The 24,515-nt window shown below is 70.7% G+C and carries 17 protein-coding genes; 2 read left to right on the top strand and 15 right to left on the bottom strand.

The genetic code is table 11. The annotated features are described in order from the left end of the window. Positions 1-39 precede the first annotated feature (39 nt). The 8 genes from ABZT04_RS27870 to ABZT04_RS27835 form a co-directional block, all read right to left on the bottom strand. The gene (locus ABZT04_RS27870; protein WP_356059724.1) at positions 40-5,937 is read right to left on the bottom strand and encodes an Hsp70 family protein; all 5,898 of its coding nucleotides are present in this window, start codon (positions 5,935-5,937) and stop codon (positions 40-42) included. 165 nt (positions 5,938-6,102) lie between these two features. After that, positions 6,103-6,612, bottom strand: a complete 510-nt coding sequence (locus ABZT04_RS27865) for an O-acetyl-ADP-ribose deacetylase (RefSeq protein ID WP_356059723.1) — start codon at positions 6,610-6,612, stop codon at positions 6,103-6,105. Beyond that, positions 6,609-8,018, bottom strand: a complete 1,410-nt coding sequence (locus tag ABZT04_RS27860; RefSeq protein WP_356059722.1) for an NAD(P)/FAD-dependent oxidoreductase — start codon at positions 8,016-8,018, stop codon at positions 6,609-6,611. Before ABZT04_RS27860 ends, ABZT04_RS27865 begins: the two co-directional genes overlap by 4 nt. A gap of 110 nt (positions 8,019-8,128) precedes the next feature. Beyond that, positions 8,129-8,971 carry an inositol monophosphatase family protein gene (locus ABZT04_RS27855; RefSeq protein WP_356059721.1) on the bottom strand — a complete coding sequence of 281 codons (843 nt, stop codon included), beginning with the start codon at positions 8,969-8,971 and terminating at the stop codon, positions 8,129-8,131. A gap of 86 nt (positions 8,972-9,057) precedes the next feature. Next, the gene (locus tag ABZT04_RS27850; RefSeq protein ID WP_356059720.1) at positions 9,058-10,857 is read right to left on the bottom strand and encodes a gamma-glutamyltransferase family protein; all 1,800 of its coding nucleotides are present in this window, start codon (positions 10,855-10,857) and stop codon (positions 9,058-9,060) included. Positions 10,858-10,918: 61 nt separating this feature from the next. Beyond that, positions 10,919-11,734, bottom strand: coding sequence for a class I SAM-dependent methyltransferase (locus ABZT04_RS27845; RefSeq protein ID WP_356059719.1), 816 nt, complete (start codon positions 11,732-11,734; stop codon positions 10,919-10,921). Beyond that, positions 11,731-12,438, bottom strand: coding sequence for a response regulator transcription factor (locus tag ABZT04_RS27840; RefSeq protein WP_356059718.1), 708 nt, complete (start codon positions 12,436-12,438; stop codon positions 11,731-11,733). Before ABZT04_RS27840 ends, ABZT04_RS27845 begins: the two co-directional genes overlap by 4 nt. Further along, on the bottom strand, positions 12,435-13,550 hold the full coding sequence (locus ABZT04_RS27835; protein WP_356059717.1) for a sensor histidine kinase: 1,116 nt from the start codon (positions 13,548-13,550) through the stop codon (positions 12,435-12,437). Before ABZT04_RS27835 ends, ABZT04_RS27840 begins: the two co-directional genes overlap by 4 nt. A 166-nt stretch (positions 13,551-13,716) precedes the next feature. Here ABZT04_RS27835 and ABZT04_RS27830 point away from each other — a divergent pair, with 166 nt between their 5' ends. Together ABZT04_RS27830 and ABZT04_RS27825 are read left to right on the top strand one after the other, a co-directional pair. Then, complete coding sequence (locus tag ABZT04_RS27830) at positions 13,717-14,712, top strand: carboxymuconolactone decarboxylase family protein (protein ID WP_356059716.1); 996 nt, start codon at positions 13,717-13,719, stop codon at positions 14,710-14,712. 163 nt (positions 14,713-14,875) lie between these two features. Then, positions 14,876-15,547, top strand: a complete 672-nt coding sequence (locus ABZT04_RS27825) for a hypothetical protein (protein WP_356059715.1) — start codon at positions 14,876-14,878, stop codon at positions 15,545-15,547. A 45-nt stretch (positions 15,548-15,592) separates the two neighbouring features. On the opposite strand, the gene ABZT04_RS27820 is transcribed toward ABZT04_RS27825, so the two are convergent. The 7 genes from ABZT04_RS27820 to ABZT04_RS27790 form a co-directional block, all read right to left on the bottom strand. Beyond that, on the bottom strand, positions 15,593-17,125 hold the full coding sequence (locus ABZT04_RS27820; protein ID WP_356059714.1) for an NCS1 family nucleobase:cation symporter-1: 1,533 nt from the start codon (positions 17,123-17,125) through the stop codon (positions 15,593-15,595). A gap of 130 nt (positions 17,126-17,255) precedes the next feature. Then, entirely contained in the window at positions 17,256-18,275 is a 1,020-nt protein-coding gene (locus ABZT04_RS27815) for a TIGR03842 family LLM class F420-dependent oxidoreductase (RefSeq protein ID WP_356059713.1), read from the bottom strand. An 11-nt stretch (positions 18,276-18,286) separates the two neighbouring features. Further along, a complete protein-coding gene (hydA, locus tag ABZT04_RS27810; RefSeq protein ID WP_356059712.1) occupies positions 18,287-19,690 on the bottom strand; it encodes a dihydropyrimidinase in 1,404 nt (467 codons plus the stop codon). A gap of 31 nt (positions 19,691-19,721) precedes the next feature. Continuing rightward, entirely contained in the window at positions 19,722-20,564 is an 843-nt protein-coding gene (locus ABZT04_RS27805) for a nitrilase-related carbon-nitrogen hydrolase (protein ID WP_356059711.1), read from the bottom strand. Positions 20,565-20,719: 155 nt separating this feature from the next. Continuing rightward, a complete protein-coding gene (locus ABZT04_RS27800) occupies positions 20,720-22,282 on the bottom strand; it encodes a PucR family transcriptional regulator ligand-binding domain-containing protein (RefSeq protein ID WP_356059710.1) in 1,563 nt (520 codons plus the stop codon). A gap of 24 nt (positions 22,283-22,306) precedes the next feature. Then, on the bottom strand, positions 22,307-23,596 hold the full coding sequence (locus ABZT04_RS27795; RefSeq protein ID WP_356059709.1) for an aspartate aminotransferase family protein: 1,290 nt from the start codon (positions 23,594-23,596) through the stop codon (positions 22,307-22,309). Further along, the gene (locus tag ABZT04_RS27790) at positions 23,593-24,435 is read right to left on the bottom strand and encodes a nitrilase-related carbon-nitrogen hydrolase (protein ID WP_356059708.1); all 843 of its coding nucleotides are present in this window, start codon (positions 24,433-24,435) and stop codon (positions 23,593-23,595) included. The genes ABZT04_RS27795 and ABZT04_RS27790 overlap by 4 nt, the downstream gene beginning before the upstream one ends. Positions 24,436-24,515 lie beyond the last annotated feature (80 nt).

Below are 24,515 nucleotides of genomic sequence, written 5' to 3'. Positions count from 1 at the left end.
CGCCTTCCGGCGTTTCCCGCGGCGGGCCTCCGACCGGCCCTAGTGGTACCGGTGCCAGCCCACCCGAGCCAGCAAGGGCGTCAACGCGTCCACGCTCACGGCGAAGCCGCCGCGCGCAGCCGGTGCCCGGTCACTGGCACAGAGCAGGCCGATGACCTCGCCGAGGTCGTTGAGGAGCGGTGCCCCGGCCTGCTCCGGAGTCGGCCGCAGGGTAGTCCTGACGAGGCGGAGTTGTCGCTCCGGAACGTTCTCCAGGCCGTCGACGGCCGCGGTCAGGAGTGAGCCGGGCCTGTCCGAGACGGCCACCGATGCGGAGCCGTGGACCACCGGCGCCCATACCGGGTCACCGAGACGGACGAGGCCGGGGTGCCCGAGGCGCAGGGAGGCGGACGGCGCGGCAGCGGCGAGTCGTAGGACCGCCACCAGAGCGGACTCCCGGCCGAGTGGCACGATCTCGGCGACGGCGGCCTCGAACCCTTCGCCAGACACAGTGATCCGGTTCGGGGCGATCGGGTTCAGCAGGGTGGTGACCACCAGCCGGTCGGCGAGGAGGAAGCCGCTCCTTCGGGTCCGAACAGCGTCCTGACCTGTGGTGAGAACCTCGACCAGGGCCGACTGAATCGGCGGCGGGCACTCGTCGGGACGTTCCGGCGGCAGGGGGCAGACCTGCAGACGGTCGGCGAAGCCACGGAGCGTGGTGCGATAGCGCCGGGCCCGGGTGCCGACGTCATCGGTTTCGGCGATGCAGTGGAGCAGGCGCTCCATATCGTTCGTCTGGTCGAGACGTAACGACAGTCCGTCGAGCACTTCCAGCGCGCCCGCGAAGTCGCCGTCGTCATGGCGGTCCCGGAAGCGGGTGAGAATGTCCTGCCGGCTTACCGCCGAGCGGATGAGTACCGCGTTCCAGGCGGCCAACTTCGCTTGTCGTTCGGCGAGTTCGCGATGGGCGTGCTCCAGACGGATGCCGAAGTCCTGTGCGCCTCGCACCAGCTCGACGGTCACCTTCCTGTTCGAGAGTTCGTCGAGAAGATCGGGCGCGGCCTCGTTCAGGCGGCGGAAGGCGTCGCGGGCCGCGATGAATTCGAACTCCTCCAGCCGGGCCTCGGAGTGCATCGTGGCGAGCGCTTCCTGGGTGGCCGGGTCCAGCAGTTCGGCTGGGGTGCGGAACGTCTCCAGCCGGTGCCGGAACTCCTCCCGTTCCGCGCCGGTGTCACCGTCCTCGACGGCGGCGAGGAGACGACGGAGCCTCTCGCGCACCGCGTCGCGCTCTCGGAGCAGCCGCTCGCGCTCGTTGAACCGCCGGAGATGTTCCGTCATCCGGGCGACCTGATCAGGGGTGAGCAGTGTGGAGTCGTACACCTGGATCGACTTCCGATGGCCGGTGTCGAGGTCGTGGGCACTGACCTTCAGCACACCGCCGGCGTCCAGATCGAACGACACCTCGATGCGGGGTTCGCCTCGTTGCGCGGGCCCGATTCCGTCGAGCGTGAAATGGCCGATTTCGCTGTCGGGGCTGACCACTCCACTGAAGATCTCGATCAGGACGTTTTCCTGGTTGTCCTTGCCTGTGGTGAAGATCTGCGAACGTGTGGCGGGAATACCGGAGTTGGGCTCGATCAGGACCGCGAGCTCGTCCTTCTCCGCCTGCCCATGGGCCCTGATCCCCATGGCGAACGGGGTGACGTCGACGATCAGGGTCTCGGCCAGCTTCCCGTCGAGCTGAGCGGCCGTCAGCGCGGCTCCGAGCGACACGGCCGTGCGCGGATCGCCCGGCATGCTCCTGGTCCGGCGGAAGGCCCGCTGGCAGAGATCCGACACCAGCGGCGAGAGCATGGGGCCGCCGATGAGGACGAGATGATCGAGCTCGTCGGGGAGACGGCCTCGGGTCCTCGCGCAGAACTCGCGCAGGGCGTCCAGGGGTTCGCGCACGACGTCGGCCAGTTCCTCCCGGGTCAGTGACACCAGCACGTCCATGCCGTCGACGAAGGACCGAAGGAGGTACTCGGCCTTCTGCTGCATGGAGAGGTTGATCTTGATCTGCTCGGCTGCCGTCTCCAGGCGCCGGCCGGCCTCGACGGTCCGCGGCACCCTGAGGCCGCGGTCCTCTATCTGGCGGGTGAGGGCCCGGCAGATCAGCGGGTCGAAGTCCCGGCTTCCGCAGGCGTTGTCCCCGAAGACCTGCTTCACCTCGTGAATGCCGCCGCCGATGTCCATGTGGCTGATGTCGAGGGTGCCCGCCCCGAGGTCGACGACGATCACCGTGTCCTCCAGCTCACCGCCGCGCTGGAAGTTCACCGCGACGCAGGCGGCCGTGGGCTCGTGGACGAACCGCACCAGACGCACTCCGGCGATGGTGCAGGCGTCACGGGTCGCGCTCCGGGCCTTGCTGGAGAAATGGGCCGGCACGGTGACGATCACCTTGGGCCGCGCTATGCGGTAATTGTGCTGCTGCTCGGCCCAGTTGAGCCACTCGGGGGCGACATGGCCCAACTGGGCGCGGGCCAGTTCGTGGACTCGCTCCCGTACGTGGGCGGCCAGGAAGTCCTCCACCGTCTGCCGGGCATGGCGGATGAGGTGGGCGGCGACTTCCTCCGGCCGGTAGGAGGCCGTCGGCGTCTCGTAGGGGAAGCCCGTCCCCATCTTTCGCTTGCTGTCGCGGATGAGGGTCATACCCTCGCGGGTCTGGGTCTCTTCCACGGTCAGGCCGACCAGTTCGCCGCCGTCCAGGTCCACGCACAGGGTCGAGGGGAACTGGTCCCGACCCTTCCAGGAGCAGGCGACGGGCTGTCGGTCGGCGGTGTCGTAGATGGCGGCCGCGCACTGCGAGGTTCCGAGATCGAGCCCCCAGATGCTCGCGAACCGCTGGTCGGTCTCGCGGCGGGCCTGGTCGATCCAGACCGAGACCCGCTCCTCGAAGTCCCTGCGCGCGGCGGCGTCCAGCGCATCGAGCGCTTCGCGCATCCGGGTGACCAGTTCCGGCGCCAGATCAGGTCGGCTCACGAGGTCACGCAGTTCAGCTGCAGCGCGGCGATGGACGGCTCCGCGTTCGACCGCCGCCAGACAGAGCCGGGCCAGTTCCTCGATCTCGCCGGTGGCCCGTAACCACATGGCGAGCCGGGCGTCCTGCTCCAGTGCCTCGTCGCCCAGTTTCCGGCGCAGACACCGCACGGCGCCGGCCAGGTCCTTCTCCCCGACCAGGAGGGCGATGGCCTCCTCCCAGTCCCCCGCCTCCTCGCGCACCTGAGCGGCGCGGGGCAGGTCGCCGCCGGCGGTGAGCGCGGCGGCCCGGGCCTTCATGCCCCTGTCCGACATGTCGCCGTGCAGCACGCGGTCGGCCTCGCCGTACCGTGCTGCCCGCCGATACAGTTCGTGAGCGCGGTAGAGCGCGCCGGCGGCCTCTGCCCGGCGGGCGGCCTCGGACGGTTCGCCGGCCGCTTCCTCGAAGTCGCTCCAGTCGAGGAGGGCCTTGGGCCGGTCGTTCTCGGCCGCTCCGGACACACGCCGCTCGAAGGCGTTCCGAGCCTCCTTCAGTACGGCGTCACGGCGGGCCGCCAGGTCCTCCTGACAGATCGCCGCGGCCGGCGTCCTGGCGGTCAACCGCCCCACGGCATCGCTCAGTTGGTGTAAGTGTCGTGCCGCATCCGCGTACCTTTGCCCGGCGACCAGGTCACCGAGGGGCGGCAGACAGGCGTCCACCAGGCCGAGCAGTCGGTCGGGTTCGTCGTCCGGGCAGTTGACGAGTGCCTCGAAGGGCCTGCCCAGTCGTTCATGGCATTCGCCGGCCTGCTTCAGCAGACCTCTGTCCTGGAGGTGTGGCAGTGCCTCGCGGTAGCGGCCGGCCCTGAACAGCAGGTCGCCGAGCCGCTGTTGCAGTTCGCGCGTCGCCGGGTCGTCGCCCAGTGTGCGGGCCAGGCCGAGGCCTTCGCGTAGTCCGCGTTCGTCGCACAAAGTCAAACAGCAGTCGAGAGCGCGCCGTTGCTCCTCAGGAGTGGCGGCGAGTGTGGCCGCGTCGGCTCCCCGGCCGAGGAGGAGGTGGACGCTGAACATTCTGGGAAGGAGATCCTCCGGCAGTTCGCCGAGGAACCCCGCCCACAACTGCGGATGGCGCTCCAACGGCACCCGGGTCGCGTGCTCCTGTAATGCCCAGCCCCAACCTCCGTCCTCCAGAAGGCCCCACGCATGCCAGCGCGCGCAATGCCGCACCACCGACTCCGCGTCGTAGCTCAGCGCGAGGTGCCGGATCAACACGTCCCGCGCGAGCTGTTGCAGACCGGGCAGCCGCAGCCGGCCGCCCAGCTTGATCAGCACGGTGAGCGTGTCCTCGTCCCCGCCTGCGGCGAACGTGGTCAGCCATGGCTCGTCCTGCGGCCGGAAGGCGCCCGCGTAGTAGGCGTCGGGGATGCGCCGGTCGTAGGTCTCGAAGAGCCGGTCCGCTTCGGCGGGCGCACGGCGCAGGGCCAGGCGGAGTGCCTGGCGGTAGTAGCGTGCGGCTCGGTCGAGTTCCACGGCGCTCAGTGTCGAGAAGTCGAGGGTGGCGGCCACTCGGTCGGCGGCCCGACGCCTGTGCCGCTCGCTGCCGCCCCGCAGCCAGTCGGCGAGCACGGCGGTACCCCGGGTCAGCGCGCCTGACCGCCGGACGCGGGCGGGCATCGGCGCCGTCAGCGGTTCCGGCACTGATTCGGGACGCCGTACGATCGCGGCCTGGGCCTTGCCCGGGAAGCCAGGGAACGGGGACGGTTCGTCGTCCTCCGGAGGTCCGGCGGCGGGCCGCACACCGCGGTCGAGCCACGCCGTCGGTGCACCTGCCCCGGCCTCCCTGACCCCTGTCAGCAGCATGTCGCGCGCCTCCTCTACGGCGAGGTCACGCAGGTCCACCGTCCGGACCAGACCCAGTTCGGGGGGCGGCTCACCGTCGTCCGTGCGCACCGGAATCACCTTGCTGACGAGTGCCTGCGCGTCCGCCTGCTTGGCAACCTGCCATTCCTCCTTTCTGTGGGCGGAACGCGCATACTCGTCCGACACGACGGCCAGGATCCGGTCGGCTCTGGCCACTCCGTTCCACAGAGGGAAGGCCCGGTACGCGCTCTCCGTGCCGGGACAGGGAGCGAGCAACACACGGCACGTGGGGCCCTCAGCCCTGCGCAGTTCCCAGGCGATCCACTCGGCCCAGCGGCGGTCGCGAGGCGCATAGGAGACGCAGTAGCTCCACCAGTCCAGTTCCCCGGCGAGGACGCGCAACATGGCCAGGGCGGCCTGGGTCGCGTTCCGGGCCGCCGTCTGCTGCGAACCGCCCGCGTCGGCCGCGCCCTTGTGGCCGTCGGCCAGGTCACTGATTCCTCGGATGACGAGGGCGGGCCGTCCTCCCGCCAGGTGTGCCGCGTTGGCGATGCCAGCCCCCTCCATCTCGATGGCCACCGCATTGTTGTAGTTCTTTCGCAGCCGTTGCCGGAGCGGGTCGTCTGCGGCGGCGTCGAGCACCACGTCGCCTGCCGCGACCGGCTCGAAGTGGAAGGTGCCCAAGCGCGAACCAAGCGCTATGCGAGCCGCCTCCAGCAGTCCGTTGTCCGCCTTCCAGCTTTCGGGCCGGACCAGCAGTCCGTCCTCGGTCTGCCGTCCGCCCTGGTAGGCATGCACCCAGGTGGCGACCACGACGTGCCCGATCTTCACATCGGGCTTGAGACTGCCGGCGATGCCGACGAACACCAGCGCGCGTGGCCGGAACATCTCGCCGGCTCGCTCCGCGATGACCGCGGCGCTGTCGCTGCCCCGGCCCGCGGCTGCCAGGATGATCCGCCAGGACATGCCCCTGACGAATCCCTCTTCGAAGAGCGTGCCGCTGTCGTGTCTGAAGGTCCGGACGCAGACGAGTTCGGCCTTCACCGCCTCGTACTCCACGGCGAGCGCGGTGAGGATGACGATGGTGTTGTTGTTCCGCATGAACCCGCATCCGAACGCATGGGCACCGACAACGAATTGTCACGGTAGGGCACCTATCCACCTACGGCGACCCATAAGAATGAAAACGGTCACATCACACACAAGCGGAACAGATCGTTCGCGGAGCAGGCGCGCAGTACGGGGAGTGGGGCACCACCGCCGTCGTCAGGGGACCTGCCGGCCGAACGCCTCGTACGCCGTCTCGTCGAAGAGCACGAACGTGACCTCCTCGACCGAGGTCTTCGCGGCCCGCACCGTCTCCACGGCGATGCGGGCCGCGTCGTCCATCGGCCAGCCGTAGATACCGGCGGAGACCGCGGGGAACGCGACCGTGCGGGCGCCGAGTTCGTCGGCGACGCGCAGGGACTCCCGGTAGCAGGACGCGAGTTGGTCCGAGCGGTCCTCCTCGCGGGAGTACACGGGGCCCACGGTGTGGATCACCCACTGGGCGTCCAGTTCGCCCGCCGTCGTCGCGACCGCCTGGCCGGTGCGCAGGCCCTTGCCGTAGTGGGAGGCGCGGAGTTCTCGGCAGGCCTCCAGGATCGCGGGGCCGCCGCGGCGGTGGATCGCGCCGTCGACGCCTCCGCCGCCCAGGAGTGAGGAGTTGGCCGCGTTGACGATCGCGTCGGCGCTCTGGCGGGTGATGTCGCCGCGGACCAGGGTGATGGTGGTCATGACTGCCTCAGTCTTCGCCAGACGGCCTTCGCCGCGTTGTGTCCCGACATGCCGTGCACTCCGGGGCCGGGCGGGGTCGCCGAGGAGCAGATGAAGACGGCGGGGTGCGGGGTGCCGTACGGGGTGAGGGAGAGCTTGGGGCGCAGGAGGGTCTGGAGGCCGGTGACCGCCCCGGTCGCGATGTCGCCGCCGACGTAGTTGGCGTTGCGGGCGGCGAGTTCGGGCGGGCCAGCGGTCGCGCGGGCGAGGACGCGGTCGCGGAATCCCGGTGCGAAGCGCTCCAGTTGGCGTTCCAGGGCGTCCGTGAGGTCGCCGGTCCAGCCGCTCGGGACATGGCCGTAGGCCCAGAAGACGTGTCGGCCGGCCGGGGCCCGGGTGGGGTCGACGACGCTGGGCTGCACGGTGATCATGAACGGCTTGTCGGGGGCGCGGTTCTCGCGGGACGCCGCGCGCAGGGCGTTGCCGATCTCCGTGCTGTCGGCGCCGATCTGCACGGTGCCGGCCCTGCGCGGCTCCTCGGCGGTCCAGGGCACCGGGCCGTCCAGGGCGTAGTCGATCTTGAAGACGCCGGGGCCGTAGCGGTAGTTCTCGTAGTAGTTGCCGAAGCCCGCGATCTTCGCCAGGGCGGTGGGCGAGGTGTCGAAGACGTAGGCGCGGGCCGGGGGGAGGTCGTCGAGGCGCTTGACCTCGTAGTCGGTGTGGATCTCGCCGCCGAGGTCCTCGAGATAGGCGGCGAGGGCGTCCGAAATGGACTGTGAGCCGCCGCGGGCCAGCGGCCAGCCACGCGTGTGTGCCGCGAGGGCGAAGACCAGGCCGATCGCGCCGGTGGCGAAGCCGCTGAGCGGGGCCATGACGTGCCCGACGAGTCCGGCGAACAGGGTCTTGGCGCGCTCGTCCCGGAAGCGGCTGGTCAGCCAGGTCGACGGGGGCAGTCCGACCAGGCCGAAGCGGGCGAGGGTGACCGGGTCGCGCGGCAGGGCGGTGAGCGGCAGCGACATGAAGTCGCGGACCAGGGTGTCCCACTTGGGCAGGAAGGGCTCGACCAGTCTGCGGTACGCCCCCGCGTCGCGCGGCCCGAAGGAGGCGGCCGTCTCCGCGACCGACCGCGACAGCACGGCCGCGCTGCCGTCGGTGAACGGATGCGCCATGGGCAGCTCGGCGTGCAGCCACTCCAGGCCGTAGCGCTCCAGGGGCAGGGCGCGGAACGCGGGCGAGCTGATGCCCAGCGGGTGCGCCGCCGCGCACGGGTCGTGCCGGAAGCCGGGGAGGGTCAGCTCCTCGGTGCGGGCGCCACCGCCCACGGTGTCCCGCGCCTCGAACACGGCCACGGAGAAGCCGCGCCTGGCCAGCTCCACGGCAGCCGTCAGTCCGTTCGGCCCCGCACCCACCACGACCGCATCGAGCATCGACGGCACCTTCGGACCCCTTCGTCAACCGATGGCAAACTCGGTGTCAGGATATGCCGCGGGACCGACAACCCCGGGGCCAGCCCGTCCAGTGTGCGAAAGCCGTGACCCTACGACGCCCGCAGCAGCTCCATCACGCGCCGGGCCGTCCCTTCGTCCCGGGCCGCCGTGAACGGCAGCGTGTTGCCGCCCGTGATACGGAAGGGCTCCCCGGTGAGCGTGAGGTGGGCGCCGCCCGCCTCCTCGACGAGGAGCAGGCCGGCCGCGTGGTCCCATGCCGCCTCCCAGGAGAAGGCGACCGAATCCAACTCGCCCCGGGCGATGGCGAGATACTCCAGTCCCGCCGAGCCGCACGGGCGCGTGCGCACACCGTCCGCCCACAGGCCGAGCAGGGCGCGCTTCTGGGCGTCCGTCGTGTAGTCCGGGTGCGAGGTGGCCACTTCCAGGTCCCGGCTCGGGTCCGGGGCGCCGGAGCGCAGCCGCACGCCGTCGAGGAAGGCGCCGCCGCCCTTCACCGCCGTGGCCAGTTGGTCGCGGGCGGGCGCGTACGTCCAGGACGCGAGGAGGACCCCCTGCCGGGCGAGCGCGACCAGCATGCAGAAGCCGGTCTCGCCGCGCACGAACTGGCGCGTGCCGTCGACCGGGTCGACGATCCAGACCGGGGCATCGCCCTGTATCGCCTCGTACGTCTCCGGGTCGGCGTGCACCGCTTCCTCGCCGACCACCACGGAGCCGGGGAGGAGGGAGCCGAGTGCCTGGGTGAGATACCGCTCGGCATTGCGGTCGGCGTCGGTGACCAGGTCGTGCGGGCCGCTCTTCTGGTCGACCTCGTGCGCGGCGAGTTGCCGGAAGCGGGGCATGATCTCGGCCGCCGCCGCCTTGCGGATCGCCTCTTCGACGTCGGCCGTGTGCTGTACGAGAAACTCGTCGATGGTTTCGGTCTCTTCGATCATGCCTCCATGAGAGCACGCGTCACTGACAATCCCCACCCGCCCGGTGCACCCCGGGTGGATTCACCATGAACACCCGGGGTTCGGGATCAACGCCCCACGGCGTATCCCTGCACGCCCCGAGGATTCGCCGCCGCCGACAGGATCCCGGCCTCCGGCTCCCGGGCGACCGCGCACAGCCGCCCCTCCGACCAGGCCTCTCCGACGGTCACGTCGTGGCCCCGCCGCCGCAGCTCCTCCACCACCGCAGGGTCCGTGCGGGACTCGACGGTGACGCTGCCCGGGCGCATGCCGCGCGGGTAGAAGGAGCCGGGGAAGCCGTCGTTGTGCCAGTTCGGGGCGTCGATCGCGCCCTGGATGTCGAGGCCGCCGCGTACCTTCGCGCGCGTGGCGACCGCCAGGAAGAAGTGCAGTTGCCACTGGTCCTGCTGGTCCCCGCCGGGCGTCCCGAACGCCAGGACCGGTACTCCGTCGCGCAGGGCGATCGACGGGGTGAGCGTGGTGCGCGGACGGCGGCCCGGGGTGAGGGAGTTGGGCAGCCCGGGCTCCAGCCAGGTCATCTGGAGCCGCGTGCCCAGGGGGAATCCCAGCTCGGGCACCACCGGGTTGGACTGCAGCCAGCCGCCGCTGGGCGTGGCCGCGATCATGTTGCCCCAGCGGTCGACGACGTCGAGGTGGCAGGTGTCGCCCCGGGTGCCACCGTCGGCCGCGACCCGCGCGACGGTCGGCTCGCCCGCACCCATCGGGTCGAAGCCGGGCTCTCCGGACACCACCACGCGCGCGTGCTCGCACAGCCGCGGCGCCCGCCCTCCGGGGCTGCCAGGCCGCAGCTCGTACGAGGCCTTCTCGCCGATCAGCTCACGCCGCGCCGTGTTGTACTCCGCCGACAGCAGCGCGTCCAGCGGTACGGCGTCCGGGTCGGCGTCGCCGTACCAGGCCTCCCGGTCGGCCATCGCGAGCTTGCAGCCCTCGATCAGCAGATGGACGTAGTCGGCGGACTCGTAGGCCGGCAACTCGGGCGGAAGCAGGGCGAGTTGCTGGAGGAACACCGGGCCCTGGCTCCAGGGGCCAGCCTTGCAGAGGGTCCAGCCGTTCCAGTCGTACGTGACCGGCGCCTCGTAGGACGCGGACCAGGAGGCCAGGTCGGCGGCCGTGAGCGTGCCGGTATGGCGCTCGCCGCTGGTGTCCATGGTGGGCCGCCCCGCCTGCCGTACGAGGGCCTCGGCGATGAACCCGGACCGCCACACCGCGCGCGCCGCCTCGATCTGCGCCTCCCGGTCCCCCGCCCCGGCGACCTCGGCCAGCAGCCGCTTCCAGGTGGCGGCGAGGGCCGGGTTGCGGAACAGCTCGCCGGGCCGGGGCGCCTTCCCGCCGGGCAGGTACACGTCCGCCGACGAGGTCCACTCCGTCTCGAACAGCTCCCGTACGGTCTCGACGGTTGCCCCGACGTTCTCCACGCACGCGTGCCCGTCCTCGGCGTACCCGATGGCGTACTTCAGGACGTCGGCGAGGGACTTCGTGCCGTGGTCGCGGAGCAGCAGCAGCCAGGCGTCGAAGGCGCCGGGGACGGCCGCCGCGAGGGGACCCGTACCGGGTACGAGATCCAGACCGAGTCCCCTGTAGTGGTCGATCGTCGCCCCGGCGGGTGCCACACCCTGTCCGCACAGCACCCGTACCTCGCCGCCTGCCGGGGCCAGCAGGATGGGCACCTCGCCGGCGGGTCCGTTGAGGTGCGGTTCCACGACGTGCAGCACGAAGGCCCCGGCGACGGCGGCGTCGTACGCGTTGCCGCCGTCCTCCAGGACGGCCATCGCCGACTGGGAGGCCAGCCAGTGGGTGGAGGACACCATGCCGAAAGTGCCTTGGAGCGTGGGGCGGGTGGTGAACACGGACGGGCTCCTCACTGCGCGGCGGACGACCACGTGATCGTACGCAGCGGGGCGTACACCGCTAGGACCTCTTTCTCCCCGCTGTCAGCAGATGTCCGCTCGTGCCGAGCAGCGTGGGCTCCGACTCGGTGCGCCTCATCGCCGCCAGGACGGCCTCGCGGCGGTCCGGGTCGTCCAGCCAGCGCTCGACGCCGCCCATCAGCCAGGCGACGCCTTCGAGGCCGTACTGGCCCTCGACGGTGAGGCCCGACTCCATGAACTCCTCGGGGGCTTCGTGGGGTTGGGCGAAGTAGGCGGTCGTGAACGGTCCGTCGCCGCCGTTCCTGCCGTGGTTGCTGATCGCGTCGGTGTTCGCGCGCCGGACCGGGTCGAAGTACCACTCCTGCAGAAGCATGTCGTGCAGCCCGGCGAACCGGTTGATGGTCGCCGCGACCACCAGCCCGCCCGGTCGCACGACCCGGTGGGCCTCGCTCAACGCCCTCAGCCGGTCGGCCCGTTCGGGCAGGTGGTAAAGCGGTCCGAGCAGCAACACCACGTCGTACGAGGCGTCTTCGGCGGCCAGCGCCCTGGCGTCCCCGGCCCGGACGGTGATCCCGGGCACGCGGGCGGCCTGTTCCAGGTGCAGCGGTACGGGGTCGACCAGATCGACCTCGTAGCCGTCCCGGGCGAGCCACTCGGCGTGGATTCCGCTGCCGCCGCCGACGTCCAGCACCTTCGCGGGGGCCGTCGGCAGCAGTCGCCGCAGCACGTCCTGGGTGCGCCACAGCTCCAGCCGGTTGGAACCCCGTCTCAGGCGGCCGTCCTCCTCGCCGCGGGAGTAGTAGGCGAGGATCTCCTCGCGGACGGCGGGGACTTGGGGACGCGCGGTCTCGGTCACCGCCCCAGGGTGCGATCCGGCGCGTCCGCCTCGCAACGGGATTCCGGCGCGCGGGCCGTGACGAGTCCCGACTCGTAGGCGAACACCACGAGTTGGGCCCGGTCGCGGGCCGCCAGCTTCGTCATCGCCCGGCTGATGTGGGTCTTCGCCGTGAACGGGCTGATGACCATGTGGGCCGCGATCTCCTCGTTGGTGAGACCGCGCGCGGCCAGGGCGGTGACCTCGCGTTCGCGGCGGGTGAGGCGTTCCAGACCGGGGGGTGTGGCGCGGTCCGGGGGCCGGGAGACGAACTCGCCGATGAGGGTGCGAGTGATGGACGGGGAGAGCAGGGCCTCGCCGCCGGCGACGATTTCGATGGCCTGGAGCAGGTCCGCCGGGTCGGTGTCCTTGAGGAGGAAGCCGCTGGCGCCCGCGCGCAGCGCTTCGAAGACGTACTCGTCCAGGCCGTAGTTGGTGAGGATGACGACCCGGACCCCGGCGAGGGCCGGGTCGGCGGCAATGCGGCGGGTGGCCTCGATGCCGGTCATCACGGGCATCTGTACGTCGATCAGCGCGATGTCGGGGAGCTGTGCGCGGGCGAGGGCCACGCCCTCTTCGCCGTTCGCCGCCTCGCCGACCACCTCGATGCCGTCCTCGGCGTCGAGGAGGGCGCGGAAGCCCGCCCGCATCAGCGCCTGGTCGTCGACGACCGCGACCCGGATCATCCCGCCTCCCCCAGGGGCAGTTCGGCCCGTACCGAGAAGCCGCCCTCCGCGCGCGGGGCAGCGTGCAGGGTGCCGCCCAACGCCGCGACGCGCTCCCGCATGCCGGTGAGGCCGATGCCCGGGGTGGGCGGGCAGTCGGGGTCGGCCGCTCCGTCGTCCTCCACCCGTATCGTCAAGTCCCCCTCGCCGTAGTCGAGTCGGACGCTGACCTTCGCGGGGCCCGCGTGCCGGGCCGCGTTGGTGAGGGCCTCCTGGACGATGCGGTACACCGCGCGGTCGACCGTCGCCGTGAGGGGGCGCTCCTCGCCGGTCACCGAGAGTTCGACGGCGAGGCCCGCCGCACAGGCCCGCTCGACGAGCAGCGCGGGGGTGCCGGTGGGCTCCTCGGTGGTGCGCAGGATCTCCAGGGTGGCCCGCAGTTCGCGCATCGCCTCGCCGCCCGCCTCCTGAATGGCGAGCAGTGCGGGTGGCACCTCCTCGCCGCGCTTGCGGGCGAGATGGACGGCGACGCCCGCCTGGAGCTTGACGATCGAGATGCTGTGGGTGAGGGAGTCGTGCAACTCCCGTGCTATGCGCAGGCGTTCCTCACCCGCGCGGCGCAACGCGACCTCCTCGCGGGTGCGTTCGGCCTCCAGTGCGCGCTGTTCGGTCTGGCGCAGATACGCCCGCCAGTTGCGGTCGGCGAGACCGGTGACCACCGCGCTCAGGAACCAGCCGGTGATGAGCGCGGTCCGCTCGACCACCTGCTGGGTCGTCGGCCCGGTGGCGAAGTAGGCCACCAGGAACAGCCCGCCCGCCCCGGCCGACCAGCCGCGGTGCCCCGCGCGGGCCGCCGTGTGCATGGCGGCGAGGACGGGCAGCCCGGCGACCGGCCCGGGATGGGCGTGCAGGACGTAGGCCGCCTGTCCCGCCGTGGCCACGGCGAGGACCGCCTTCGGAGCCGTCTGGTAGAACGCCAGGGCCGCCGACGCGAGGGCCATGAGCACGTAGTCGACGGCGGTCGTGTCCGGGTCGAAGGCGGCGACGGTCATGACGAGGGCACCGATCACGACCGCGAGGGACGCGTCGGCGAGGCGCCTGCGTGGGGTCGAATCGACCGGGTACCCGCTCATGTCGGCACAGTAGACCGCCGCACCGACCTCGGCGTCAGCCCTGTGGACAACTCCCGGACTACTCCCCACGCAGTACTTCCCGGATCCGACCGGGCCGGCCGACGCAGCCTCAACTCCCTTCGGCGGTACGACGACCGGGAGGACCCGGCGAGCGCACGCTGCTGCCATGCCCACACCCTTCCGTCACACCCTGCCGCCGTCGCCGAAGTCGGCCACCGGCCGCACCGCCGAGGTCTTCGAGCAGATCGCCGCCGACTTCGGGATCGAACGGCCCCCGACCTTCGTGGTCCTGTCCTCCGTACCCGAACTCCTCGCCCCCGTCTGGGCGTTGATGCGGGAGTCGCTGATCGCGGGCGACGGCTCCCGCACCGGCAAGGAGCTGGCCGCCCTCGGCGTCTCGCTCGCCAACAAGTGCCCCTTCTGTGCGGACGCGCACACCGTCCTGCTGCACGCCACCGGCGACCACGCCCTCGCCGAGCACCTGGCACGCGGTGGCACCCCGCGGAACGAGGAGCACGCACGCGTGCTCGACTGGGGCCACCGCACCCGGATCCCCGGCGCGGCCCTGACCCCCTACCCGTTCCCGCGCGAGCAGGCGCCTGCCTACCTGGGCACCGCCCTCACCTTCCACTTCATCAACCGCGTCGTGTCGGCCCTGCTGACCGAACAGCTCCTCCCGGGCAACGCCCAGCGCTTCCGGGCCGTACGGAGCCTCGCGGGCCGCAGCGTCGCCCGCACCGTGCGCCGCAGGGCCGTAGCGGGAGCCGCGCTCCCCCTGCTCGACGCACCGGGACCCGGCCCGGAGTGGGCGGCCGGGACCCCCGTGGGCCCGGCCTACGACGCGCTGCGCACGGCCGCGCTCGCGGGCGCGGCCCTGCTCGACGAGGACGACCGCACGCTCGTACGGGAGACGCTGTGGGCCTGGGACGGATCGCATCCGCCAGTCGTCCTGCGCGGTTTCCCGAACCGGCGGGAGCGGCCCGCCGCACGGCTGGCGGTGCTGGCCGCGCTCGCGCCGTACCGGATCACCGAGGAAGATGTGGCCGCCTGGCGCGGGCCCGAGGAGACCGACGCGGGGCTGGTGCGGCTGGTCGCGTACGGGGCGTTCGCCGCCGTCGAACGGATCGAGACGACGATGCGCGTGCCCGCCGCGCGGGCCTGAGTCACGGACATAAGGGGACACACGGCACATCAACAGCGGGGCACTGTCACCGCACAGGCACGGAGCGAGTTCAGGCTTCCGCCTCACAGGGAGTCATGTGACACTGGCGTCCCCGTCCGCAGTGCGGACCCGCTCCGCACCCGTCCCCCACGAGAAGTGCGACTTGCGTTCTCTTCCTCTGCCGCTCGCCCTCACCGCCCGTCTGTCGCCGGTCGTCGTGCTCGCCGCGATGGGCTGGGCCCTGACGTCCGGCCCGTTCGCCGCGACGACGACCGCCGACCACAGATCGGCGTCCGGGAGCGAGGCCTCGCCCGAGGCGTCGACCCCGACCGCGACGGCCGCCGTCAAGGCGTACTCCACCTCGCCCGCCCCGTGCGGGAGTGTGACGGTGGCGACGATCAAGTCGCTGGTGCCGGGCGCGAAGACGGCCGGCAAGGAGATCCCGTCGACGGACACGAAGGTGCGCCGCACCTGCTCGTGGAACGCGCTCAAGGGGTACGACTACCGCTGGCTCGACGTGTCGTACGAGATCACGGAGTCGACCGCGGCGGCGCAGAAGTCGTACTCGGAGACCATCACGGAGAAGAGCGGCGGCGGTGAGGTTCCGGGGCTCGGTGACGCGGCCTACTCCATCGTGAACCTCACCACCGAGGACAAGCAGCAGACCCGTGAGGGCACGGTCGTCGTCCGCGCGGGCAACGCGTTGGTGACCATCACGTACAACGGCAGCGACTTCGAGAACAAGAAGGCGCCGAGCACGGACGTCATCAACAAGGGCGCGATCAAGGCCGCCAAGGAAGCGGTGACCGCGCTGGAGGGCGGCAAGGCCAGCTAGTACGCCGGCCCGACCGCCCTCCCAGGATTCCTCCGACCAGCAGTCCTACGACTCGACCGGCACCGGCTCCTTCCGGGTCAGCAGGGTCAGTGCCACGTAGAGCACCATCGAGGTGCCCAGGCCCACCGCCCAGCCGTAGTCCGCGAGGGAGGACAGGGCCGGGATGGGACGGCCGTCGATCAGCGGGTGGAAGTCGGCGCCGCCGACGGCGAGTACACCACCCACCAGGAAGGCGACGACGGCCCGCCAGTTCCAGCCGCCGTCGTACCAGTAACGTCCGCCCGCGCGGTACAGGTCGACGAGGTCGAGCTTGCCGCGGCGCAGGATCCAGTAGTCGGCGATGAGGATGCCGGCGACCGTGCCGAGCAGACCGCCGACCAGACCGAGCCAGGTGAAGATGTAGCCCTGCGGGTCGGAGTACAGCTTCCACGGGAAGATCAGCACCGCGAGGACGCTGGTGATGAGGGAGCCGGTGCGGAAACTGATCTTCCGGGGTGCGATGTTGGAGAAGTCGAAGGCGGGCGAGACCAGGTTGGCCGCGATGTTCACGGACAGGGTCGCCACCAGGACGGTCACCAGCGCGTAGAGCAGACCGACCACGTTGTCCGTCTTCGCGGCCAGCTGCACCGGGTCCCAGATCGCCGTGCCGTACACCGCCTGGGAACCGGAGGTCACCAGCACCGACAGGAACGCGAACAGCGTCATCGTGGTCGGCAGACCGAGCGCCTGGCCCCACATCTGGGCCTTCTGGCTCTTGCCGTAGCGGGTGAAGTCCGGGATGTTCAGCGACAGCGTGGACCAGAAGCCGATCATGCCCATCAGCGAAGGCCAGAAGAGCTTCCAGAAGCTGCCGCCCCAGCCGAGCTTGGACGGCTGGTCGAAGAGCGGGCCGAAGCCGCCGGCCTTGCTGCTCATCCACCACAGCATCACAAGCGCGCCGACGATCACGAAGGGCGCCGCCCAGTTCTCGAAGCGGCGGATCGTCTCCATACCCCGGTAGATGATGGCCACTTGGAGCACCCAGAACAGCGCGAACGACAGCCACATCGTCCAGGCGTACCCGCCGATGTGCGAGGCGTTCGCCCAACTGTCCCCGATCAGCTTGCCGGCGAGGAAGTAGATCGCCTCACCGCCGATCCAGGTCTGGATGCCGAACCAGCCGCAGGCCACCAATGCCCTGACGACAGCGGGGAGGTTGGCGCCGCGCATCCCGAAGGAGGCGCGGGCGAAGACCGGGAAGGGGATGCCGTACTTCGGCCCCGCGTGCCCGGTGAGCAGCATGGGCACCAGCACGATCAGGTTGGCCAGGGCGATGGTGAACACCGCCTGCTTCCAGTCCATGCCCACGGCGATGAGCCCGGACGCCAGGGTCCAGGACGCCGTGTTGTGGGCCATGCCGACCCACAGTGCGGAGAAGTTGTACGTGGTCCAGGTGCGCTTCTCGACGGGAACCGGCAGCAGATCGTCGTTGGCGTACGGCCCGCTGGGCTGCGGGGATCCGGGGGCAATCTCCACCCGCCCGTCGGCGAGGGTGACTTGAGCGGACGGCTCTATGGCCGGGGGAACGGTGTCGGTCATGGGCAGGCCAATCAATGAGGTGGGTCCGGAAAGGCCGTGCGGGGGGTCTCCGGTCCCCCTCCCCAGGACGGTGGGGAGGGGGAGAACTGGAGTGGGGGGACGGGGAGTTGAGCGGGTCTTCTGCTTCGGCTCAGGCGTTGACGGCCGGGATGATCGTCGCGCCGTAGGCGTCGATCGTGGCCTCCTGTGCGTCGTGCATGTCGTAGACGGCGAACTGGTCGACGCCCAGCTCGCGCAGGGCGTTGAGTTTCTCGATCTGCTTCTCGGCCGATCCGATGATGCAGAACCGGTCGACGATCTCGTCGGGGACGAAGGCGGTGTCGGGGTTGTCGGCGCGTCCGTGGTGCGAATAGTCGTACCCCTCACGGGCCTTGATGTAGTCCGTGAGTTCCTCGGGTACGGCGGCGGAGTGCTCGCCGTACTTGGAGACGAGGTCGGCCACGTGGTTGCCGACCATGCCGCCGAACCAGCGGCACTGGTCGCGGGCGTGGGCGAGCGCCTCGGGCGAGTCGTCCTCGGTGACATAGGCCGGGGCCGCGACGCAGATCTTGACCTCGGACGGGTCGCGTCCGGCGGCGACCGCCGCGTCCTTCACCGCCTTGACCATGTACTCGGTGAGATAGAGGTCCGAAAGCTGGAGGATGAAGCCGTCGGCCTCCTCGCCGGTCATCTTCAGCGCCTTGGGGCCGTACGCGGCCATCCAGACCGGGAGTTGGGCGTCCTCCTTGGCCCAGGGGAACCTGATGACCGTGCCGCCGAGGTCCGCCTCCTGGCCGGAGCCGAGCGCTCTGATGACCTTCATGGCCTCGCTGATCCGGGCCAGGGTGTTCGGGGCGCGGCCGGCCACGCGCATCGCGGAGTCGCCACGGCCGATGCCGCAGACCGTGCGGTTGCCGAACATGTCGTTCAGGGTGGCGAAGGTGGAGGCGGTGACCTCCCAGGTGCGGGTGCCCGGGTTGGTGACCATCGGGCCGACCGTCAACGTGCTGGTGTTGGCCAGGATCTGACTGTAGATCACGAACGGCTCCTGCCACAGCACGGCGGAGTCGAAGGTCCAGCCGTAGGTGAAGCCGTTGCGCTCGGCGCGCTTCATCAGGCTGATGACGCGGGAGGCAGGGGGGTCTGTCTGCAGGACGAGTCCGAAGTCCATGGGCGCCGCTCCTAGTTGAGGTACTGGCTGGTGGCACGCGGGGTGTAGACGCCGTGGCCCGCGTGCCCGGTGTACTCCCGCTCGGTGATGACGAGGTCGCCGCGCGAGAGCACCGTCTCGACGCGGCCGGTGAGGCGCTTGCCCTCGTACGCCGAGTAGTCGACGTTCATGTGGTGGGTCTCGGCGGAGACGGTCTGCTCGGCGTGCGGGTCGTAGATGACGACGTCGGCGTCGGCGCCCGGGGCGATGGTGCCCTTCTTCGGGTAGAGGCCGAACATCCGCGCCGGGGAGGCGCAGGCGATCTCGATCCAGCGGCGGCGGCTGATGTGGCCGTCGACGACGCCCTGATGGAGCAGGTCCATGCGGTTCTCGACGCCGGGCATGCCGTTGGGGATCTTCGAGAAGTCGCCCCGGCCCAGCTCCTTCTGGCCCACGAAGCAGAAGGGGCAGTGGTCGGTGGAGACCACCTGGAGGTCGTTGGTGCGCAGGCCCTGCCACAGCTTGGCCTGGTGCTCCTTGGGCCGAAGCGGCGTGCTGCACACGTACTTGGCGCCCTCGAAGTCGGGCTCGGCGAGGTTGTCGGTGGACAGGAACAGGTACTGCGGACAGGTCTCGCCGAAGACGGGCAGCCCCTCGTCGCGGGCCCGGGCCAGCTCGGCGACCGCCTCCATCGCGGAGACGTGGACGACGTAGAGCGGGGCGCCCGCGACCTGCGCGAGCTTGATGGCCCGGTGGGTCGCCTCCGCCTCCAGGAGCGCCTTGCGGACCTCGCCGTGGTAGCGGGGGTCGGTCTCGCCACGGGCCAGGGCTTGTTCCACCAGCACGTCGATGGCGATGCCGTTCTCGGCGTGCATCATGATCAACCCGCCGTTGTCGGCGGCGCGTTGCATGGCGCGCAGGATCTGGCCGTCGTCGCTGTAGAAGACGCCCGGGTAGGCCATGAACTGCTTGAAGGAGGTGACACCCTCCTGCACCAGCAGGTCCATCTCCTTGAGGGTGTTCTCGTTGACGTCGGAGACGATCATGTGGAAGCCGTAGTCGATGGCGCAGTTGCCCTCGGCCTTGGCGTGCCAGGCGTCGAGGCCCTCGCGCAGGGCGCCGCCGACGCTCTGGATGGCGAAGTCGACGATGGTGGTCGTACCGCCCCAGGCGGCGGCCCGGGTGCCGGTCTCGAAGGTGTCGGCGGCCTTGGTGCCGCCGAACGGCATCTCCATGTGGGTGTGGGCGTCGACCCCGCCCGGGATGACGTACTTCCCGGTGGCGTCGATGACCCGCTCGGCGGTCCATGCCTCGGCGGCGGAGGTGCCGGAGGCGGCGAGGGCGGCGATACGGCCGTCCTCGATCAGGACGTCGGCGTGGATCTCGTCGGACGCGGTGATGACGAGGCCGCCTCGGATGACGGTACGACTGCTCATACTCCCTCTCCTGCCAGGGTGGTGGGTTCGGTCAGGGTGCGGTCAGCGGGCCGTAGGCGTCGGGGCGGCGGTCCCGGTAGAACTGCCAGCGGTCGCGGACTTCGCGAAGTTTCGCCAGGTCCAGGTCGCGGACGACCAGTTCGGTCTCCTTGTCGCTCGCCACCTCCCCGACGAACTGGGCCTCCGGGTCGACGAAGTAGGTCGTCCCGTAGAAGTCGTTGTCGCCCAGCTCCTCGACACCGACCCGGTTGATGGCGCCAACGAAGTACTCGTTGGCGGCGGCGGCCGCGGGCTGCTCCAACTGCCACAGGTAGGCCGACAGTCCGCGCGAGGTCGCCGACGGGTTGAAGACGATCTCGGCGCCGGCGAGGCCCAACGCCCGCCAGCCTTCCGGGAAGTGGCGGTCGTAGCAGATGTAGACACCGATCTTCCCGACCTTGGTGTCGAAGATCGGCCAGCCGCTGTTGCCGGGGCGGAAGTAGAACTTCTCCCAGAATCCCGGGACTTGGGGAATGTGGTGCTTGCGGTACTTGCCGAGGTACGAGCCGTCGGCGTCGATCACGGCGGCCGTGTTGTAGAGGACGCCGGGCTGCTCCTCCTCGTACATCGGCAGGATCAGGACGATGCCGTGCTCCTTGGCGAGCGCCTGGAAGCGCTTGACGATCGGGCCGTCCGGGATCGCCTCGGCGTACTCGTAGAACGCCTTGTCCTGGACCTGGCAGAAGTACGGCCCGTAGAACAGCTCCTGGAAGCACAGGACTTGAGCACCCTGCGCGGCCGCGTCGCGGACCGCCTGCTCGTGTACCTGGATCATCGACTCCTTGTCGCCCGTCCACGCTGTCTGGAACAGGGCGGCACGAATCACGGTGCTCATCGGGGCCTCCGGTGGCTAGGTTTGGGAGGAGCCTAGGAAGTCCGGAAGTCGTCTTTGAGTTGCACGGTGTCACGTCTGCGGGCGTGTGGCGTTCCACCGTGTCACCCTGTCCTGGGCACATGTTTCACCGCCGTTTTCGCAGGTAGTCCCATGTTTCACCCCTGTTGCGCGTCGTGCGCGAGGAGCGCGATGTGCACCGAGGCGGCCTGCTCGAAGTCGTCGAGGTCCACGCCGAGCCGGCCCTCTATGGCCTCCAGCCGGCGGTACAGCGCGGGCCGCGAGACATGGTGGAGCTGGGCGGTGCGCGACTTGTTGCGGCCGGTGGCGAGATAGGTCCGCAGTACGGCGAGCAGGTCCTCGTCGGCCGCGCACAGCAGCCCGTCCAACTCCCGTTCGGCGAAGGACTGCACCTGCGGGTCGTCCCGCAACAGCCGGATCAGGCCGCGCAGATGGACGTCCTTGAGGCGTACGACGGCCGGCAGGTCGAGGGCGGCGGTGGAGTCGGCCACCGCGTCGGCGACATGCTGTGCCTCGCGCAGCCCGGCGGGCACGTCGTCCCACACCGTGCGGGGACCGGCGGCGGCCACCACCGCCTTCAGCGCCCCGGACTCGGTGCGCAGCCGGCTCGCGAAGTGCGCGGCGAGGGCGTCCGCGTCCTGGTCCCGGGGCAGGCTGAGCAGGACGGCGGTGGCGCCGTCGGCCAGTTCCGCGACGAGTCCGGACAGGCCCAACAGCCTTAGCATGCGGTCGAGTTGGACCGCGTCTCCGTCACGTACGACCATCGGCACGAAGGTGCGGCGGTTGACCGGGAGGCCGGCCGCGCGGGCGCGGGGCAGCAGGTGGCGGGCCGGTACGACGCCGCTCACCAGGTCGGTCAGCAGGCTCTGTGCGGACTGTTCCTCCCAGGTGTGGGCGGAGCCGCCGAGCATGCGGTGCAGGACCAGGGCCTCGGCGGCGCGGTCGGCGAGGAGGCGCCCGGTGGCGGTGTCGCCGCGGTGGCCGCACAGCATGATCTCGCCCCACCGCTCGCCGCGTCCGCCCAGTTCGGCGCGGATCCAGCCGTCGCCCTCGCTGCCGCCGGCCTGCCGGGCGATGCGCTCCCAGTCGCGCAGCACGTCGTCGACGGCGGACCGCTCCCCCGCCGTGGCCAGGACGCGGTGGGCGAGGTTGGTGACGACCACGGGGCAGGCGCTGTGCGTGGCGACCTCGTCGAGCAGGCTCTGCAGCGGGGCGCCGCCGGTGATGAGTCCGGTGAGCGCGGTCCGTACCGCCTCGGAGAGGCTGACGGCGGCGAACTTCCGCCGTACCAGCCGGGATTGGACCTCTTCGGTCAACTCGGCGAAGGGGAAGGGTCGGTGGAGCACCACCATGGGCAGCCCGCAGCGCTCGGCCGCGCGGCGCATCACGTCCGGCGGGGCGGGGAAGGCCCGGCCGAGACCGAGGACGACGGCGGAGGCCTCCGCGCGGTGCAGGGACTGGATGTACTCGGCCTGGGCGCCCTCGTCACCGGCGAGCAGGACGCCGGTGGTGAGGACCATCTCGCCGCCGGTGAGCATCACGCCGACATCGGCGGCCTCGGCGACATGCACCCAACGCACGGGCCGGTCGAGCTGGCTCGCGCCGGCCACCACCTCGGGCTCCCCGGCCAGGACCCGTTCCAGGCCGAGGACCTGACGGACCGACAGGGCCGGCTCCAAGGTGTCCAGGGTGGTGGCCATCGCGTGTTTCCCTTGCTCGTGCTGCTACAACTGCGTGCTCCGCAGCGCCTGTTCGAGGATGGCGGCGCCCTCTTCGGCCTCCGCGACGGTGAGGGACAGCGGCGGGGCGATGCGCAGCACGCTGGTGTTGTGCCCGCCGCCCTTGCCGAGCAGCAGCCCGCCCTCGCGGGCCGCTTCGAGCACGGCGGAGGCGGCCTGCGGATCGGCCTCGTCGGTGCCCGGTTTCACCAGCTCGACGCCGATCATCAGGCCGCGCCCGCGCACTTCCCGTACGCCGGGATGCTGGGCGGCGACGGCCCGCAGCCGCTCGATGAGGAGGCCGCCGACGCGCCGGGCGTTGCCCTGGAGGTCGTGTTCCAGCAGATAGGTGAGGTTGGCGAGGCCGGCCGCCATGGTGATCTGGGTGCCGCCGAAGGTCGAAATGCTGTTGGAGTCGAGGCAGTTCATGATGTCGGCGCGGGCGACGACGCCGCCGATCGAGCTGCCGTTGCCGATGCCCTTGGCGAAGGTGAGGATGTCCGGCGGGCCGTTCTCGGCGTGCGCCTGCCAGCCCCAGAAGTGGTCGCCGGTGCGGCCCCAGCCGGTCTGCACCTCGTCGGCGATCCACAACACCCCGCGCTCGGCGAGGACTTCGCGGAAGGCGGCGTACAGACCGTCGGGCGGGGAGGTGAACCCGCCGACGCCCTGGACGGGTTCGGCGATCAGCGCGGCGGGCGGCCGGACGTGACCGAGCAGGTCCTTGAGGTCGTCCACGCAGGCGGCGATGAACTCGGCGTCGTCCAGGTGCGCGTAGGGTCCGCGCGTGCGGACGCCCCCGTGGACGTACAGCGTCTGGAGCGGGGAGAGCGAGGTCGGGGACCAGCCGCTGTTGCCGGTGATGCCGACCGAACTGAAGGAGCGGCCGTGGTAGCTGTTGCGCATGGCCAGGATCTGGTTGCTGCGCCGGTACGACGTCGCGAGCAGCAGGGCGGTGTCGTTGGCCTCGGTGCCCGAGGTGGTGAAGAAGACACGGGCGTCCGGGATGCCCGACAACTGGGCGACGCGCTCGGCGAGTTCGACCATCGGCCGGTTGAGGTAGAGCGTGGAGGAGTGGATGATCCGCCCGGCCTGCTCGCTCACCGCCTTCGTCACCTCGGGGAGCGCGTGCGCGGTCATGGTGGTGAGGATGCCGCCGAAGAAGTCGAGGTACTTGTTGCCCTCGGCGTCCCAGACGTGCCGTCCCTCGCCGTGGGTGATTTCGAGCGGGTCCTCGTAGTAGAGGGCGAGCCAGTCGGGGAGCACGGCCTTGTGCCGTCCCAGCAGGTCCTTGGTCACGGCTGCACCAGCCCTTCGTAGGCGTCGGGGCGGCGGTCGCGGTAGAAGGCCCACTGCTGCCGCACTTCTTCGATGAGTCCGAAGTCGAGGTCGCGGACGATGAGTTCCTCGTCCTTGTCACTGGCGACCTCGCCGACAAACTGGCCGCGCGGGTTGACGAAGTACGAGGTGCCGTAGAAGTCGTTGTCCCCGTACTCCTCCTGGCCCACCCGGTTGATGGCGGCGATGAAGTACTCGTTGGCGACGGCGGCCGCGGGCTGCTCCAACTGCCAGAGGTAGGCGGAGAGTCCGCGCGAGGTGGCCGAGGGGTTGTACACCAACTGCGCGCCATTGAGGCCGAGTTGACGCCAGCCCTCGGGGAAGTGGCGGTCGTAGCAGATATAGACGCCGACCTTGCCGACGGCGGTGTCGAAGACGGGCCAGCCCGCGTTGCCCGGCTTGAAGTAGTACTTCTCCCAGAAGCCCTTGACCTGGGGGATGTGGTGCTTGCGGTACTTGCCGAGGAAGGTGCCGTCGGCGTCGATCACGGCCGCGGTGTTGTAGTAGAAGCCCTCCTGCTCGATCTCGAAGACCGGGACCACGATCACCATGCCGGTCTCGCGCGCGAGCTGTTGCATACGACGCACGGTCGGCCCGTCGGGCACCGGCTCGGCCCAGTCGTAGTGCTCGGGTTCCTGGACCTGACAGAAGTAGGGGGCGTTGAACACTTCCTGGAACCCGATGACCTTGGCGCCCTGCCGGGCCGCCTCGCGGGCGTGTTCCTCGTGTTTCGCCACCATGGACTCGGTGTCGCCGGTCCAGGTGGCCTGGACCAGTGCGGCGCGTACGACGTTGGGCATGAGCTGCTCCTTCGACGGGACGTCAGAGCCTCTACGCCCGTAGACAAAGGTCGTAGAGGCTCGAACGTAAGCCTCTCCGG

The organism is Streptomyces sp. NPDC005492, from assembly GCF_040605995.1.
Classification (GTDB): Bacteria; Actinomycetota; Actinomycetes; order Streptomycetales; family Streptomycetaceae; genus Streptomyces.
Note: the sequence above shows the minus strand (reverse complement) of the source record. Positions and strands in the feature narration are given on the sequence as shown.